Here is a 16,587-nt window from a genome sequence, read left to right as displayed (position 1 = left end):
GGCTTTCTCGATAAGCTCGACTTCTCATCAGACAATCTAGCTACAAGTTCAAAAAGAAAAGGGTGGCGAGGGTATATTACCCCTTGTCGCCACCGCTTGTAAGTCCTGAAACGAAGTTCTTTTGCAAGAAGAAGAAGAGTGTACAGATTGGAAGAGCAATGAGGATAGCACCTGCTGAGAAGTAAGCAATCTTCAAGTTCTTCGCATTGTTGACGAAGGTTTGTAGACCAACGGCAACTGTAAAGTATTCTTTCTCACGAAGCAAGAAACTAGAGAGGATATAGTCTCCGAAAGGTCCCATGAAGGCCCAGAGTGCTTGTACGGCAACCATTGGGCGAACAAGAGGGAGAACGATTTGCCAGAAGCGGCGGAAGTGTCCTGCACCATCCAGTTTTGCGGATTCATCAAGAGACATTGGCACGGTGTCAAAGTAACCTTTCATTAACCAAGCATTCATAGGGATACCACCACCGACATAGAGGAAGATGAGGAACCAGCTATGGTTAAGGGCGTTCAACATAAGGGCCATAACGAAGAAGGCAGTCAAAGCGGCCATTGTTGGCACCATTTGGATAATCAAGAAGAAGACCAAACTTTGTTTACGAGCCAAGAAGTTGTAACGGCTGTATGCATAACCAGCAAGGACGATAATACTTGTCTGAACGACCATAGTGATCAAAGCGATGATCAAAGTATTAAGGTACCATGTACCGTACAAGGTTTCTGTAAAGAGTCCTTTGAAGTTATCAAGACTAAAGTTGACATTGCTGTCGAGTTTAAAGGCCACTACGTTACCAGCCTTGAAGGCTGACATAATCGTGATTAAAAGAGGATAGATAATGACGATTGAAAGTCCAATCAAGTAGAGGTAAGTGAGGGTTTGAGTCAGTCTACGTTTGAGTTTGATTGAGTTATTCATCTTAGACGTCCTCCATATCAAATGCGTGTAGTTTCTTGAATGCAATCATAGAAATAGAGATGACAATGATTGAAATAATCAAGGTAACGGCAGCTGCCATAGAGTATTGAGGAGCTGTACCAGTTGTCAAGCGGTAAATCCATGAAATCAAGATATCGGTCGAACCAGCTCCACCACCGACACTACCAGGACCACCACCATTGAAGAGGTACATGATAGAGAAGTTGTTAAAGTTGAAGGTGTATTGGCTGATCAAAGTAGGTGCCGCAACAGCTAAAATCATTGGGAAAGTAATGTTGCGGAATTTTTGCCAAGCGTTTGCACCATCGATATAAGCTGCTTCGTACAAGTCGTTTGGAATAGACTGTAGGATACCGAGAGTCAAGACATAGATATAAGGGAATCCAAGCCAACCTTGCATCATAATCAAGGCAACCTTAGTCCAAGTTGGGTTTGTCTTCCAAGGGATAAGTGCTCCATCTAGGAAAGGAAGAACCTTAGCAAAGAGAGGGATAACTTGAGTATTGATAGCTCCGACACTATCGTTGAACATGTTTGAGAATGTCAAGATAGTGATGAAGGCTGGAACAGCCCAAGGGAGAAGGAAGATAACACCAAAGATACGTTTTCCTTTGATGAATGGTTGGTTAGCAATAATAGCTGTAAAGATACCGAGTACGATTTGCAAAGTAGATGCAGATAAAGCCCAGATAATAGTCCAAGAAAGAACAGAACCGAAGGCTGAACGGAAAGTACTCAAGCTCCAGATATTTGTGAAGTTAGTCAATCCAACCCAATCCAACAATTTATTTGGTGGTAAATGTTGGAAATCATAGTTGGTAAAGGCAATCATCAAGGTTACAATAACTGGGAAGATGATAGCAAATGTCATGGCAACATAAGATGGGATGATGAGTAAGTATGGGAATCCATTTTCATAGATACCTTTAATCATATCCTTCAATGTCAATGGGACAGGAATGCCATTATTGATACGTTTTGCAATCGTATGTGCGTCTTTAATATTGAAAATATAGAATGCTAGATAAACAATTACAAAGATAGAGTGAAATGCACCACGAATCAACATGAAGAGAGAGTTATCACGTCCAGGTTTTTCACCGAGTGTGATCAAATTGCTCAATTCAGGTGCTGCAAGTGCTACAAAATAGAGGACAAAAACTACTGTTACAGCAAGGAAGATAAAACCTTTAGCTTTTTGTTTGTTATAGATTTGCCCCAACCCAGGGATCAATGAAAGCAAGGCTGCTTTTTTTGGTTGTTGTTCCATGAGTGCTCCTTTCATAAGATATGAGCTCAGAGCTCGATGCTAATCAGCAAGGTTACTGAAAACATTGTCAGTGTATTTAAAAATCAAGGGAGATGTTTGAATTATCTCCCTTGAAGCAATCAATTAGTTACCAAATTTTTGTTGGATTGTTTCTTTGATCAATGTTACAGCATCATTAGCAGCTGTTTTAGCATCTTTCTTACCGCTTACAGCGTCAAAGAGCATTGTTTTAGCTGGGTCCCAAACTGTTGACATTTGAGAGATGTTTGGCATTGGTTGAGCGTTTTGGAACTGTTTGATAACAGCTGTAGTCAACTCATCGTTTTTACCTTCAGCGTAAGCGCGAGCTTCAGTATTCGCTGGGATTTCGTTAGTTGCATCGTAGAATGCTTTTTGTTGGTCAGTTGAAACAAGGAAGTCTACAAATTTTTGAGCGCCTTCAAGGTTCTTAGTGCTTGATGGGATAATCCAAGCTTTACCACCACCAAAGGCTGCATAGTTTTTGCCGTTTGGAAGAGTTGGGATAGTTGCAACACCGTAGTTTACTTTAGCGTCTTTGAATGCTTGAGCTTTCCAAGGACCGTCGATGATTGCAGCTGTTTTACCTTCTTGGAATTGAGTTTGGATCAAGTTTCCAGCACCTTCAGTATCTTGCATACCTTTAGGCCATTTGTCGTACCAAGTCTTAGCGTATTCGATACCTGCGATAGCACCATCGTTAGCAAGACCGATATCTTTAGGATTTTTACCGTTGTCACCAAATACGTAAGCACCGTTACCTGCAAGAAGTCCGTATGCGTAGTAGAAGTTAGTCCAGTCAGCTAGGAAAGCAGTTGTTTTTCCGTCTTCACCAGCGAAAGCGTATTTGCTATCTTTAGCAAGGTTTTCTAAGTCAGCAAATGTTTTTGGAGCTTCTTTAATCAAATCTTTGTTGTAGTACATAACAAGTGATTCGATAACGGCTGGAGCTCCGTAAACTTTACCACCAACAGTTACAAGAGATTTAGTAGTGTCATCTGTTTTAGCACCGTCGCTCAAAGTAACTTCTGAAAGTTGTCCGTCAGTACCAAGGCTACCTACACGGTCGTATGGAGCCATCATAACGTCAGCAGCTTTACCTGATTGGTTATCAAGTGAAAGGTTATCAAGTCCACCTAATTGGTCACCAGTTTTAATAGTAACTTTTACACCAGCTTCTTTTTCGTAAGCTTTTGCAGCTGATTCTGCGAATGCTTTATATTGATCTTCAACGTAGAAAGTGATTTCTTGACTTCCTGATGCAGAAGAATCAGCAGCTTTATCAGCAGTTTTGCTTCCACAAGCTACCAAAAGCAAGCTAGCAAGAGTAGCAGTACCAAGTACGGCAGCGCTCTTCATGAATTTAGTTGACATAGTGTATTCCTCCTAAAGAATAACAAATTTTAATTTCGAGGAAACGCAAACGTTTTCCCTTATGGACCTAGTATAGCACAAACGGAAAACGGTTGCAAGCGTTTTTTTGAAAAATTTTTAAAAAGCTTAAAATTAAGAGAAACCGAAAACTGTCGATATAATAAGAAGAAAAAGTAAATAATTAAGAAAAAATTGTTCGGAAATGGGCAAATGGAAACGATTGCGCAATTTTTTTGAAAATTTTATTAAGCTTAAAAAGGTGTATATAGTAAATTTTATTTTTGTTATTATAAATAAATCAAAAAAAGTTTTTTTTAAAAACGCTTGCATTTCTTTTGGAAATGGGTTATACTTTAATTAGCGCAAACGTTTGCGCAAATGATAAAGTAATTAATAATACAAACACTTGAGGTGCTAATATGAAAAAACGTCAAAGCGGTGTGTTAATGCACATCTCATCACTTCCGGGAGCATACGGAATCGGATCATTTGGTCAAAGCGCCTATGATTTCGTTGATTTCTTGGTTCGTACTAAGCAACGCTACTGGCAAATCCTTCCTTTGGGAACAACTAGCTATGGAGACTCTCCTTACCAATCATTCTCAGCCTTTGCTGGAAACACTCACTTTATCGATCTCGATATTTTGGTAGAGCAAGGCTTGTTGGAAGCAAGCGATCTCGAAGGTGTTGACTTTGGTAGCAACCCAGCTGAAGTTGACTACGCTAAGATCTACTATGCACGTCGTCCACTTTTAGAGAAAGCTGTTAAACGTTTCCTTGAAGTTGGAGATGTCAAAGATTACGAAAAGTTTGCTCAAGAAAACCAATCATGGCTTGAACTCTTTGCTGAGTATATGGCTATCAAAGAGCATTTTGATAATCTCGCTTGGACAGAGTGGCCAGATGCTGATGCTCGTGCTCGCAAAGCTTCAACTCTTGAAAGTTACCGTGAGAAATTAGCTGACAAGCTTGTTTACCACCGCGTAACTCAATATCTCTTCTTCCAACAATGGTTGAAATTGAAAGCATACGCCAACGATAACCACATTGAAATCGTTGGAGACATGCCTATCTATGTGGCTGAGGACTCAAGTGATATGTGGGCAAATCCACATCTCTTTAAAACAGATGAAAACGGAAAAGCGACTCACATTGCAGGATGCCCACCAGATGAGTTCTCTGCAGACGGTCAACTTTGGGGGAACCCAATCTATGACTGGGAAGCAATGGACAAAGATGGCTACAAATGGTGGATTGAACGCTTGCGTGAAAGCTTCAAAATCTACGATATCGTTCGTATCGACCACTTCCGTGGATTTGAGTCTTACTGGGAAATTCCTGCTGGTTCTAAAACAGCAGCACCTGGTAAATGGGTAAAAGGGCCTGACTACAAACTCTTTGCAGCGGTGAAAGAGGAACTTGGTGACTTGAACATCATCGCAGAAGACCTTGGATTCATGACTGACGAAGTTATCGAACTACGTGAACGCACTGGTTTCCCAGGAATGAAAGTCCTTCAATTTGCCTTCAACCCAGAGCACGAAAGCATCGACAGCCCACACTTGGCACCAGCCAACTCAGTTATGTACACAGGAACACACGATAACAACACTGTTCTTGGTTGGTATCGCAATGAGATCGATGATCCAACTCGTGAGTACATGGCACGTTATACAAACCGTAAAGAGTACGAAACAGTAGTACATGCTATGCTTCGTACAGCTTTTGCATCAGTAAGTTTCATGACGATTGCTACTATGCAAGATTTGCTAGAGTTGGATGGTTCAGCTCGTATGAACTTCCCATCTACTCTTGGTGGAAACTGGTCATGGCGTATGACAGAGGATCAATTGACTCCTGCTGTCGAAGAAACTTTGCTTGACTTGACTACAATTTATCGCCGAATCAATGAAAATTTGGTAGAATTAAAGAAATAAGACATTATCAGGAGACACAAAAAATGTTACCATTAAAAGAATTTGTACAAAATCGTTACAATAAATCTATCGCAGAATGTAGCAACGAAGAGCTTTACCTTGCTCTTCTTAACTACAGCAAACTTGCAAGCAGCCAAAAACCAGTCAACACTGGTAAGAAAAAAGTTTACTATATCTCAGCTGAGTTCTTGATTGGTAAACTCTTGTCAAACAACTTGATTAACCTTGGTCTTTATGACGAAGTTAAAAAAGAACTTGCTGATGCAGGTAAAGAGTTGATCGAAATCGAAGAAGTAGAATTGGAACCATCACTTGGTAATGGTGGTTTGGGACGTTTAGCAGCCTGCTTTATCGACTCAATCGCTACACTTGGTTTGAACGGTGACGGTGTTGGTTTGAACTACCACTTTGGTCTTTTCCAACAAGTTCTTAAAAACAACCAACAAGAAACAATTCCTAACGCTTGGTTGACTGACCAAAACTGGTTGGTTCGCTCAAGCCGTAGCTACCAAGTGCCATTTGCACACTTTACATTGACATCTACTCTTTACGATATCGATGTACCTGGTTACAAAACAGCTACGAAAAACCGCTTGCGTTTGTTTGACTTGGATTCAGTTGACTCTTCTATCATCGAAGATGGTATCGACTTTGACAAGACAGACATCGCTCGCAACTTGACTCTTTTCCTTTACCCAGACGATAGCGACAAACAAGGTGAATTGCTCCGTATCTTCCAACAATACTTCATGGTTTCAAACGGTGCTCAATTGATCATCGATGAAGCAATCGAAAAAGGAAGCAACTTGCATGACCTTGCTGACTACGCAGTTGTACAAATCAACGATACTCACCCATCAATGGTGATTCCTGAATTGATCCGTCTTTTGACTGAACGTGGTATCGAACTTGATGAAGCAATTTCTATCGTTCGTAGCATGACTGCTTACACAAACCACACAATCCTTGCTGAAGCCCTTGAAAAATGGCCTCTTGAATTCTTGGAAGAAGTGGTTCCTCACTTGGTACCAATCATCAAAGAATTGGACCGTCGTGTTCGTGCTGAATACAAAGATCCGGCTGTTCAAATCATTGATGAAAACGATCGTGTACACATGGCCCACATGGATATCCACTATGGATATAGCGTAAACGGGGTTGCCGCTCTTCACACAGAAATTTTGAAGAACTCTGAGTTGAAAGCCTTCTACGATCTTTACCCAGAAAAATTCAACAACAAAACAAACGGTATCACTTTCCGTCGTTGGCTCATGCATGCTAACCCAAGCTTGTCTCACTACTTGGATGAGATCCTTGGCCGCGAATGGCACCATGAAGCTTCTCAATTGGAAGACCTCCTTTCATACGAAGACAAGGCTGCTGTCAAAGAAAAATTGAAAAGCATCAAAGCTCACAACAAACGTAAATTGGCTCGTCACTTGAAAGAACACCAAGGTGTGGAAATCAATACTAACTCTATCTTTGATATCCAAATCAAACGTCTTCACGAGTACAAACGTCAACAAATGAACGCTTTGTATGTGATCCACAAATACTTGGACATCAAGGCTGGTAATATCCCTGCTCGTCCAATCACAGTATTCTTTGGTGGTAAAGCAGCTCCTGCCTACACAATTGCTCAAGACATCATCCACTTGATCCTTTGCTTGTCAGAAGTGATTGCTAACGACCCAGCAGTAGCTCCACACTTGCAAGTGGTAATGGTTGAAAACTACAACGTTACTGCAGCAAGCTTCCTTATCCCAGCATGTGACATCTCAGAACAAATCTCACTTGCTTCTAAAGAAGCTTCAGGTACTGGTAACATGAAATTCATGTTGAACGGAGCTTTGACTCTTGGTACTATGGACGGTGCTAACGTGGAAATCGCTGAGTTGGTTGGAGACGAAAACATCTACATCTTTGGTGAAGATTCAGAAACTGTTATCGATCTTTACGCAAAATCAGCTTACAAATCAAGCGAATTCTACGCTCGCAAAGCGATCAAACCATTGGTTGACTTTATCGTGAGCGACGCTGTTCTTGCAGTTGGTAAGAAAGAACGCTTGGAACGTCTTTACAACGAATTGATCAACAAAGACTGGTTCATGACTCTTCTTGACTTGGAAGACTACATCAAAGTCAAAGAGCAAATGCTTGCTGATTACGAAAACCGTGACGCATGGTTGGATAAAGTCATCGTCAACATTGCTAAAGCAGGATTCTTCTCATCTGACCGTACAATCGCTCAGTACAACGAAGATATCTGGCACTTGAACTAAGATTAAACAAAAACGCATCTATTTAGGATGCGTTTTTACTATGAGGAACTCCGTCAATTAATTTTAGTGATTAATTTTAAATTATATAGTTTGTATGTAAATTACATTTCAAATCTAAATATGGAAAATACCAACAAGATTATATAAAAAGATGATTGGATGCTCGTAACTCATTTAATCGCACATCAATAGACCAGTAGTACAAATAAGTCTCATATATTTCTTGAAAAAATATGAAACTTACGGTAGAATATAATAATTAACAAAAGTATTAATACTACATAAACTTTTCATATGCTAGGAGCAATCATGAGTGAATTAATTTCTCAAATTTTTGCAAATCTGCCCGATTGGGCCAGAATTATTATCTCTGTACTTACGGTTGTTGGAGTAGCTTTAGTATTTGTTTTTATAATTTATACGATTTGGAAATATGCAAATGCTGTTGATAAGGAATCAAGAGTATTTAATTTATCTAAGCAAAATCAGCAACTTTTGGAAGAAAATAGACAGATTAGATATTTTAACACCGTATTAAAAACCAATTTTGAACTTCTGGAAGAAATTATACTGACTTTAGAAGATCAAATTGTTCGAATTATTGAAGTTTCGGATGATAGCAAGGAGAAGAAAATCGAACGTATCAATGAGGTCTACGATGTATTAATTGCTGCTGTCCAAAGATACATTGATGTGTTGACTAGCGAATTTAATTCTGAAAATAAATGTCGAATATCTGTATGGGGACTTTCAAATAAAGAAGGAAGCGAAGATAAATTGAATATCATCGCTAGAAGTGCCACTTTTTTACGTTCAAGTACTAGGGAATTAGATATTAATAATTCTATTGCGGGAAGAGCATTTAGAAAACGAACAAAGCAATTATCAAATCATTTAGAATCAGATCCTGATTGGGAAAAATACTTATTAGATAGTCGCTATAAATCAATAAGCGCTTTTCCAATTCAGGGAGAAAAAGTGGTTACTATTGACTATAAGAATGTTCCCACTGAAGTTGAAGAACGTTTAAGTGAACTAATTGTGAATGGGTTAGATAATATATATTCACGTATTAGTAAAGTCATAATCTTTATAAATATGATTGAAGGAGGCTTAAAAGATGAGTAAAAATAGTATTCGTTTTGCTTTGCAAAAAGGACAGTTATCCTCTAATGAAGAAAATTCTTTCGCTAAAGATTTTTTAGATAATATAAAAGCTGAAAATGAAGAAAATTCTTTCGCTAAAGTTTTTTTAGATAATATAAAAGCTGAAAATGAAGAAAATTCTTTCGTTAAAGTTTTTTTAGATAATATAAAAGCTGAAAATGAAGAAAATTCTTTCGCTAAAGATTTTTTAGATATTGATTTCTTTAATTCAAGAAAATCACGTATTTTAGATAATATAAAAGCTGAAAATGAGCTACAAAAATTAAATGAGGCTTGTATACACGAATTTAAACGAGCGATGTCTAACTAAGTCATAGTTGTAACATCGCTAGTTTGTTATATCACAATAAATAGATAAGCTTTATATCATAAATTTTTCTTTCCTCTAAAAGGTTATGCATTAGCAAAATAAAATTACACCCGTACCTCTAAGGTGCGGGTGTTATAGTATATCAAAATCTAATTTACAGTGCTTTCCCAACAAGGATTTCTGCTTCGATGGTGATCTCCATTAACTGACTCCAGTCAATCTTGCTTTTGTCAACGTGAAAGAGTAGGGGAGTCATGCTAAGCAGAGCTTGGCGCTGCTCTGTGGTGATGGTCTTGGTCAGGGAAGCTATTTGACTAGTTTGAATGATGAAATGTTCCTGGAAATGTTCCTTGATATCTAGGTTGGAATAGTCCTTCTTTGTCAGCTGGTCTTGTACCATTTGGCGGATTTCTTTGAGGTGATTTTCGGTAGGAACAACCTTGATTAAGATACCGTCTTTGGATAAAACGCGGCGAAATTCACCATAGTTGGCAGGAGAAAAAATGTCAAGTAGGATATCCATGCTGGCATCTTTTATAGGAAGTCGAGCTAAGTCGCCAACAAACCAATTGACTGCCCAGTTGGGTTCGCTTTTGGCTGCGATTTGAACTGAGTCTTTTGAAATATCAAAGGCGTAAAAGGTCTTGTCAGGATGAACTTCCTGAAGTTTGCGAGAGTAGAATCCTTCGCCACAACCAATATCTAATACAGTTTTTGCGGATGGATTCGTTGCTAGTAAGTCCGAGATGGTTTCTAAAATAGCCTGATAAAAACCAGCTTCTAGGATTTGCTGGCGATTTTGGAAGTTTTCCTTGTCGTAGTTGGCGGATTGCTTGATTTGGGGAGCTAGATTGACATAGCCGAATTTTGCTAGGTCAAAAGAATGGCGATGTTCACACTTGAGACTAGACTCTACCAAGATCAGGTTTTCTTGGCAGATAGGGCAGGAAAAGGCACTAGCAGAAGCAAAGCGCTGGAGTTTGGGTTTGAGGTTTGTATTCATAGTTTTAGTCTAGCAAAAAAAGAACTGGATGGCAAATGCCTCCAGTCTACTTTTTAATATGTAAGGACGAAGTATTTCTTCTTACCACGGCGGATAACAGTGAGTTCGTTCTCTAACTTATCTATGTCACTCAAGACATAGTCAAGGTCTTGGATACGGTCACCGTTGATGTAGATAGCTCCGTTTTGTACGTCTTCACGGGCTTGGCGTTTTGAATTAACAATGCCAGATGATACGAGGAGTTCTACGATATTGTGGTTTTCGTCTGCTTGTACCTGGTAGTTTGGCACGCCACGAAGTCCTTGTTTGAGTTCTTTGACAGAAAGGTTTTTGATATTTCCGGCAAAGAGTTGCTCAGTGATGTTGAGAGCTTCTTTGTAGGCTTCTTCACCGTGAACAAGTGTAACGACTTCACGAGCCAAGACTTTTTGAGCCAAGCGTTCGTGTGGCGCCGCTTCAAATTGTTTACGGATGTCTTCAATCTCGTCAAGTGACAAGAAAGTAAAGATTTTCAAGAAGCGAACAGCGTCAGCGTCCATGACATTCATCCAGAATTGGTACATTTCGTATGGAGAAGTCTTTTCAGGGTTGAGCCAAACTGCATTTCCTTCTGATTTACCAAATTTCTTACCAGTTGCGTCTGTGATGAGTGGGACAGTGATAACGTGACCAGTCTTGTCAGCTTTACGACGAAGCAATTCGGTACCAGCTGTCATATTTCCCCACTGGTCAGAACCACCGATTTGAAGGGTTACATTGTGCTCTTGGTTAAGAACGAAGAAGTCATAACCTTGCATGATTTGGTAGGCAAACTCAGTGTAAGAAATCCCTGTTTCAATACGTTTCTTCACAGACTCCTTGCTCATCATGTAGTTGACAGTGAAGTATTTTCCGATATCTCGGAGGAAGTCAATGAAGCTGATGCTGCCAAACCAGTCGTAGTTGTTGACCATGACAGCTTTATTTTCACCATTTTCAAAATCAAGAAAGCGAGAAAGTTGTCCTTGGATAGACTTGACCCAGCCATCTACTGTGTCTTTTGTTTGGAGACTACGTTCAGCATCTTTGAAGGACGGATCTCCGATGAGACCTGTAGCACCGCCAACGAGCGCATAAGGTTTGTGACCTGCTAACTGCAAACGACGACTTGTCAAGATTGCGACAAGGTGGCCTAGGTGAAGGCTGTCAGCAGTTGGATCGTAGCCAGTATAATAAGAAACTTGACCTTCTTCTAGGGCTTTACGCAAAGCTTCTTCATCAGTCGTTTGAAAAATCAAACCACGCTCTTTTAGCTCATCAAAAATGTGCATGTGTCTTTTCTCCTTTTTAAAATATTGTTTCTACCTATTGTACCACAAAGTCAGGAAATAGCCTAGTATCTTAGGGGAGAAAGTTGCTGCTTGGACTTTTTTGGAAACGAGTGAAATATGGTATAATAGCACTAGCTTATTTTCAGAGAAATAGATAAAAATCGTTGAGAAAGGGGCTGAAAGATGTCTCATATTATTGAATTGCCAGAAGTCTTGGCCAATCAAATCGCAGCAGGAGAAGTGATCGAACGTCCTGCCAGTGTAGTTAAAGAGTTGGTTGAAAATGCTATCGACGCTGGCTCAAGCCAGATTATCGTTGAGATTGAGGAAGCTGGTCTTAAGAAAATCCAAATCACCGATAATGGTCACGGGATTGCCCACGATGAGGTGGAGTTGGCTCTCCGCCGTCATGCAACCAGTAAGATTAAGAATCAAGCGGATCTTTTTCGGATTCGAACCCTCGGTTTTCGTGGTGAAGCTCTGCCTTCTATCGCATCTGTTAGTGTACTGACTCTTTTGACTGCAGTAGAGGGTGCAAGTCACGGGACCAAGCTAGTAGCTCGTGGGGGAGAAGTAGAAGAAATCATCCCTGCGACTAGTCCTGTTGGGACCAAGATTTGTGTGGAGGATCTCTTTTTCAACACACCAGCCCGTCTCAAGTATATGAAGAGCCAGCAGGCAGAGTTGTCTCATATCATCGATATTGTCAATCGTCTAGGCTTGGCCCATCCTGAGATTTCCTTTAGCCTGATTAGCGATGGCAAGGAGATGACACGAACAGCTGGTACGGGTCAACTGCGTCAAGCCATTGCTGGGATTTATGGTTTAGCTAGTGCCAAAAAGATGGTTGAAATTGAGAATTCTGACCTAGATTTTGAAATTTCAGGTTTTGTCTCATTGCCTGAATTGACGCGGGCTAATCGCAACTATATCAGTCTTTTTATCAATGGCCGTTATATCAAAAACTTCCTGCTCAATCGTGCTATTTTAGATGGTTACGGTAGCAAGCTCATGGTGGGGCGTTTTCCGCTGGCTGTTATTCACATCCAGATCGATCCGTATCTAGCAGATGTCAATGTGCATCCAACCAAGCAAGAAGTGCGGATTTCCAAGGAAAGAGAGCTTATGGCACTGGTTTCAGAAGCTATCGCAAAGAGTCTAAAGGAACAGACCTTGATTCCAGATGCCTTGGAAAATCTTGCCAAATCTACCGTTCGCAATCGTGAAAAAGTAGAGCAAACCATTCTCCCACTTAAAGAAAACAATCTCTACTACGAGCAAACGGAAGCAACAATCTCAATTCCAGCTGAGGTTTCAGACAGTCAAGTAGACTTGACTGAAGAGAAACAGGATTTGAACCTCTTCGCCAAGGAAACATTGGATCAGTTGACCAAGCCAGCCAAACTGCATTTTGCAGAGAGAAAATCGGTCAGCTACGACCAACTGGATCATCCAGAGTTAGATATGGCTAGTTTGGATAAGGCTTATGGTAAGCTAGAGCGAGAAGAGTCTTCGAGCTTCCCAGAGTTGGAATTTTTCGGTCAGATGCACGGCACCTATCTCTTTGCCCAAGGTCGAGATGGGCTTTACATCATAGACCAACACGCAGCCCAGGAGCGGGTTAAGTATGAGGAGTATCGCGAAAGTATTGGTAATGTTGACCAGAGCCAGCAGCAACTCCTAGTGCCTTACATCTTTGAATTTCCTGCAGATGATGCCCTTCGTCTCAAGGAAAGAATGCCTCTTTTAGAGGAAGTCGGCGTCTTTCTAGCAGAGTACGGAGAAAATCAATTTATCCTGCGTGAGCATCCTATTTGGATGGCAGAGGAAGAAATTGAGTCTGGCATCTATGAAATGTGCGATATGCTGCTCTTGACTAAGGAAGTTTCTATCAAGAAATACCGAGCAGAGCTAGCCATCATGATGTCCTGCAAGCGGTCTATCAAGGCCAATCATCGTATTGATGACCACTCTGCTAGACAGCTCCTCTATCAGCTCTCTCAATGTGACAACCCATACAACTGTCCGCACGGACGCCCTGTTTTGATCCACTTTACCAAGTCAGATATGGAAAAGATGTTCCGTCGCATTCAGGAAAATCACACGAGTCTACGAGAACTAGGAAAATACTAATACTCTTCGAAAATCTCTTTAAACTGCGTCAGCCTTACCTTGTCTAACTTAAGTTATGCCTAAGGTTAGCTTACTAGTTTACTCTTTGATTTTCATTGAGTATAAATTGAAGGGAAAATTATGTACGAATATCTAAAAGGTATCATTACCAAAATTACTGCTAAATACATCGTTCTAGAAACTAACGGCATCGGCTACATCCTACACGTAGCCAACCCTTATGCTTACTCAGGGCAAGTCAACCAAGAAGCACAAATATATGTGCATCAAGTTGTTCGTGAAGATGCTCATCTCCTTTACGGTTTCCGTTCAGAAGACGAGAAAAAGCTCTTTCTCAGCTTGATTTCGGTGTCAGGTATTGGCCCTGTTTCTGCTCTTGCTATTATTGCGGCGGATGACAATGCTGGGCTTGTTCAAGCGATTGAGACTAAGAATATCACTTACTTGACCAAGTTCCCCAAAATTGGCAAGAAAACAGCCCAACAGATGGTCTTGGACCTAGAAGGTAAAGTGGTTGTGGCAGGCGATGACCTCCCTGCTAAGACTACTGCTCCATCTAGCAACGACAATCAAGAGTTGGAAGAAGCCATGGAAGCCATGTTGGCATTGGGCTACAAGGCAACGGAACTTAAGAAAATCAAGAAATTCTTTGAAGGAACTTCGGATACGGCAGAGAACTACATCAAATCTGCCCTTAAGATGTTGGTGAAATAGGAGAAGAAGATGCCAAAACGCTGTGGCTGGGTTAAAATGAACAACCCGCTTTATGTAGCCTACCATGATGAGGAATGGGGACAGCCTCTCCATGAAGACCAGGCGCTTTTTGAGTTGCTTTGTATGGAGACTTATCAGGCCGGTCTATCTTGGGAAACGGTGCTTAATAAACGGCAGGCTTTCCGTCAAGCTTTTCAGGGTTACCAAATTCAATGTGTTGTAGACATGGCGGATGAAGAACTGGAAGCTTTGTTAGACAATCCAGCTATCATTCGTCATCGCGCCAAGATTTTTGCGACGCGAGCGAATGCCCAGGCTTTTCTACAAGTTCAGAAAGAGTTTGGCTCTTTTGATGCTTATCTCTGGTCTTTTGTAGAGGGGAAAACCATGGTCAATGATATCCCGGACTACAGTCAAGCACCAGCCAAAACGCCTTTGTCTGAAAAAATATCCAAGGATCTCAAAAAACGTGGTTTTAAGTTCACAGGACCAGTCGCTGTCTTGTCCTTTCTGCAGGCTGCAGGGCTAGTTGATGACCATGAGAATGATTGTGAATGGAAAAGTGGAAATAAGTGACGTTAGATGTCTAGAACATCGCAGAATATAGAAAAAGCTGAGAAATTCATCTCAGCTTTCTTTGTTATAGTCAAAGCGAATGACTTGCTTCTTTGCATCTACATGGGCGTGGACTCCAAAGGGGACAATAGTTCTTGGTGTAGCATGGCCAACGTTTAGATTATAGACAATCGGGATATTGCTATCAATGGTGTCCATTAAAGCCTCCTTATAGTCGTCATAGAAGGTTTCATCCATAGGTTTTCCGACCAAGAGTCCACTGATGACTTCGAATATCCCAGTTTCTTTTAAAGCCTGCAACATTTTTTTAAAATCATCAGGTTCAGGCTTTTCTTCACTTGTTTCTAGCAATAGAATCTTTCCTTTCCAGTCGGATAAGTCAGGGAAAAGTTTGTATTTTTGGCAGAGATCTGTGCTATCTGCGTGTAGAGAGTTGTCAAAAATATCATAGAGAGACTCAAGACAACCACCGAGGATTTTTCCCTCGAACTGGGCAGTTCCTTGTAACAAGTCAAAACCTGTATTTGCATGGCTGACACGAGGTGTTCCCAGAGCCTTGGGACTGAAGTCAGTTCGTTCCTCATACCAAACGTTACTAGGGCGAATTTCTGAGATTTTTCCCGTCTCAATCAATTCTTTGAAGTAGTGGAGGCTGTATGGCAACATTTCTTTGTCTAACTCACAAATGTCTGCTAAAAAGGATTGACCATAAAAAGTCTTGATTCCTAGTTTATGCAACATGAGGTGGTTCATAGTTGTATCCGAGAAGCCAAGAAAAATTTTTTGTTTGATAACCTTTTGTAGTTGGTCATTTTCAAAAAGATAAGGCAATAAACGATAGGTATCGTCTCCACCGATGGCGCATAAGATCATGTCGATGCTTTCATCAGAAAATGCCTGCATCAAATCCTCCGCACGAGCTTCAGGATGTTCTTTGATAAAGTCTAAGCCTTTTAGCGAATGGGGTAAAAAGATAGGATTGAGTCCGAGGCCCTTGAGACGTTGGACACCCAAGTCCATTTCGTGTTTGACAAAGTCTTCTCCGATAATCCCACTAGATAAACTTATAATACCAATAGTAGAAGTCATATATTATCCTCCTAGAAAAAATTGATGCTATTGTATCACAAAAGATGAGGGAAAACAACAAGAATTAGAGTCAGAAGAAGGCTTTTAGATCAAGAAAGTAGTAAAAAAGCAACCAATCATGTGGTTGCTTTTATAGTAGTTAATTTCTTATAGAGCAGTAAGGAAGGTCAGTCCGCCAAGGATAACCCCAGCCGAGTTTGGAATGATTAGAATCCAGTCTTTCTTAGGCTCTTTTGTCCATCCATAAATGACCCAGATTAAGCAAGAGACAGCTGCTGATAAAGGTTGGAATGGTTGAGCTTTGTTCCCTTGTAAATTGGCAAAAATTTGAGGGATGTAGGCTATAAATACAATAATTCCGATAAAGGCACCGATTGAACCAACAATTTGATTAATTCTCTGTTTAGTCATATATATTTCTCCTTATTACTTTATTAGTATAACAGAAAAACAACTTGGATTCA

Annotated in this window: 14 protein-coding genes; 7 read left to right on the top strand and 7 right to left on the bottom strand. The window is 40.5% G+C overall.

The genetic code is table 11. The annotated features are described in order from the left end of the window. Positions 1-76: 76 nt before the first annotated feature. The 3 genes from TZ94_RS02725 to TZ94_RS02715 all read right to left on the bottom strand — a co-directional run bounded on the left by TZ94_RS02725 (position 77) and on the right by TZ94_RS02715 (position 3,602). On the bottom strand, positions 77-919 hold the full coding sequence (locus tag TZ94_RS02725; protein WP_045613887.1) for a sugar ABC transporter permease: 843 nt from the start codon (positions 917-919) through the stop codon (positions 77-79). Position 920: 1 nt separating this feature from the next. Beyond that, entirely contained in the window at positions 921-2,210 is a 1,290-nt protein-coding gene (locus TZ94_RS02720; RefSeq protein ID WP_347227976.1) for a carbohydrate ABC transporter permease, read from the bottom strand. A gap of 123 nt (positions 2,211-2,333) precedes the next feature. Beyond that, complete coding sequence (locus TZ94_RS02715; protein WP_045613885.1) at positions 2,334-3,602, bottom strand: extracellular solute-binding protein; 1,269 nt, start codon at positions 3,600-3,602, stop codon at positions 2,334-2,336. Between the two features lie 419 nt (positions 3,603-4,021). On the opposite strand from TZ94_RS02715, the gene malQ reads away from it, so the two are divergent. The 4 genes from malQ (at position 4,022) to TZ94_RS02695 (ending at position 9,298) form a co-directional block, all read left to right on the top strand. Continuing rightward, positions 4,022-5,539, top strand: coding sequence for a 4-alpha-glucanotransferase (gene malQ, locus TZ94_RS02710; RefSeq protein WP_045613883.1), 1,518 nt, complete (start codon positions 4,022-4,024; stop codon positions 5,537-5,539). 23 nt (positions 5,540-5,562) lie between these two features. After that, the gene (gene glgP, locus TZ94_RS02705) at positions 5,563-7,821 is read left to right on the top strand and encodes a glycogen/starch/alpha-glucan family phosphorylase (protein ID WP_045613881.1); all 2,259 of its coding nucleotides are present in this window, start codon (positions 5,563-5,565) and stop codon (positions 7,819-7,821) included. A gap of 309 nt (positions 7,822-8,130) precedes the next feature. Then, positions 8,131-8,949 (top strand): hypothetical protein, encoded by an 819-nt coding sequence (locus TZ94_RS02700; protein WP_045613880.1) that lies wholly within the window; start codon positions 8,131-8,133, stop codon positions 8,947-8,949. After that, positions 8,942-9,298, top strand: coding sequence for a hypothetical protein (locus TZ94_RS02695; protein WP_045613879.1), 357 nt, complete (start codon positions 8,942-8,944; stop codon positions 9,296-9,298). Before TZ94_RS02700 ends, TZ94_RS02695 begins: the two co-directional genes overlap by 8 nt. Positions 9,299-9,452: 154 nt before the next feature. Here TZ94_RS02695 and TZ94_RS02690 read toward each other — a convergent pair whose 3' ends face one another. Further along, the gene (locus tag TZ94_RS02690) at positions 9,453-10,301 is read right to left on the bottom strand and encodes a putative RNA methyltransferase (protein WP_045613878.1); all 849 of its coding nucleotides are present in this window, start codon (positions 10,299-10,301) and stop codon (positions 9,453-9,455) included. Positions 10,302-10,354: 53 nt separating this feature from the next. Next, the gene (gene tyrS / locus TZ94_RS02685; RefSeq protein WP_045613877.1) at positions 10,355-11,611 is read right to left on the bottom strand and encodes a tyrosine--tRNA ligase; all 1,257 of its coding nucleotides are present in this window, start codon (positions 11,609-11,611) and stop codon (positions 10,355-10,357) included. 183 nt (positions 11,612-11,794) lie between these two features. On the opposite strand from tyrS, the gene mutL reads away from it, so the two are divergent. From mutL to TZ94_RS02670, 3 genes are all read left to right on the top strand, one after another. Further along, the gene (gene mutL, locus TZ94_RS02680; protein WP_045613875.1) at positions 11,795-13,744 is read left to right on the top strand and encodes a DNA mismatch repair endonuclease MutL; all 1,950 of its coding nucleotides are present in this window, start codon (positions 11,795-11,797) and stop codon (positions 13,742-13,744) included. 120 nt (positions 13,745-13,864) lie between these two features. Continuing rightward, a complete protein-coding gene (gene ruvA / locus TZ94_RS02675) occupies positions 13,865-14,458 on the top strand; it encodes a Holliday junction branch migration protein RuvA (protein WP_045613874.1) in 594 nt (197 codons plus the stop codon). A 9-nt stretch (positions 14,459-14,467) separates the two neighbouring features. Then, positions 14,468-15,034, top strand: coding sequence for a DNA-3-methyladenine glycosylase I (locus tag TZ94_RS02670; protein ID WP_045613873.1), 567 nt, complete (start codon positions 14,468-14,470; stop codon positions 15,032-15,034). 51 nt (positions 15,035-15,085) lie between these two features. Here TZ94_RS02670 and TZ94_RS02665 read toward each other — a convergent pair whose 3' ends face one another. Both TZ94_RS02665 and TZ94_RS02660 read right to left on the bottom strand, forming a co-directional pair. Beyond that, the gene (locus tag TZ94_RS02665; RefSeq protein WP_045613872.1) at positions 15,086-16,123 is read right to left on the bottom strand and encodes a S66 family peptidase; all 1,038 of its coding nucleotides are present in this window, start codon (positions 16,121-16,123) and stop codon (positions 15,086-15,088) included. Between the two features lie 147 nt (positions 16,124-16,270). Beyond that, positions 16,271-16,534: a SemiSWEET family transporter gene (locus TZ94_RS02660; RefSeq protein WP_004250486.1), complete on the bottom strand. Its 264-nt coding sequence runs from the start codon at positions 16,532-16,534 to the stop codon at positions 16,271-16,273. Positions 16,535-16,587: the final 53 nt, after the last annotated feature.

Origin of the sequence: Streptococcus infantis, assembly GCF_000960085.1 — a bacterium.
In the GTDB taxonomy this organism is placed as follows: Bacteria; Bacillota; Bacilli; order Lactobacillales; family Streptococcaceae; genus Streptococcus; species Streptococcus infantis_C.
The sequence above is the reverse complement of the archived record's forward strand: the minus strand, read 5'-3'. Positions and strand labels throughout refer to the sequence as shown.

Bases quoted from the DNA above. Each gene is read 5' to 3' on its own strand.
- TZ94_RS02725 (WP_045613887.1), bottom strand. From the start codon at position 919: ATGAATAACTCAATCAAACTCAAACGTAGACTGACTCAAACCCTCACT.
- TZ94_RS02720 (WP_347227976.1), bottom strand. From the start codon at position 2,210: ATGGAACAACAACCAAAAAAAGCAGCCTTGCTTTCATTGATCCCTGGG.
- TZ94_RS02715 (WP_045613885.1), bottom strand. From the start codon at position 3,602: ATGTCAACTAAATTCATGAAGAGCGCTGCCGTACTTGGTACTGCTACT.
- malQ (WP_045613883.1), top strand. From the start codon at position 4,022: ATGAAAAAACGTCAAAGCGGTGTGTTAATGCACATCTCATCACTTCCG.
- glgP (WP_045613881.1), top strand. From the start codon at position 5,563: ATGTTACCATTAAAAGAATTTGTACAAAATCGTTACAATAAATCTATC.
- TZ94_RS02700 (WP_045613880.1), top strand. From the start codon at position 8,131: ATGAGTGAATTAATTTCTCAAATTTTTGCAAATCTGCCCGATTGGGCC.
- TZ94_RS02695 (WP_045613879.1), top strand. From the start codon at position 8,942: ATGAGTAAAAATAGTATTCGTTTTGCTTTGCAAAAAGGACAGTTATCC.
- TZ94_RS02690 (WP_045613878.1), bottom strand. From the start codon at position 10,301: ATGAATACAAACCTCAAACCCAAACTCCAGCGCTTTGCTTCTGCTAGT.
- tyrS (WP_045613877.1), bottom strand. From the start codon at position 11,611: ATGCACATTTTTGATGAGCTAAAAGAGCGTGGTTTGATTTTTCAAACG.
- mutL (WP_045613875.1), top strand. From the start codon at position 11,795: ATGTCTCATATTATTGAATTGCCAGAAGTCTTGGCCAATCAAATCGCA.
- ruvA (WP_045613874.1), top strand. From the start codon at position 13,865: ATGTACGAATATCTAAAAGGTATCATTACCAAAATTACTGCTAAATAC.
- TZ94_RS02670 (WP_045613873.1), top strand. From the start codon at position 14,468: ATGCCAAAACGCTGTGGCTGGGTTAAAATGAACAACCCGCTTTATGTA.
- TZ94_RS02665 (WP_045613872.1), bottom strand. From the start codon at position 16,123: ATGACTTCTACTATTGGTATTATAAGTTTATCTAGTGGGATTATCGGA.
- TZ94_RS02660 (WP_004250486.1), bottom strand. From the start codon at position 16,534: ATGACTAAACAGAGAATTAATCAAATTGTTGGTTCAATCGGTGCCTTT.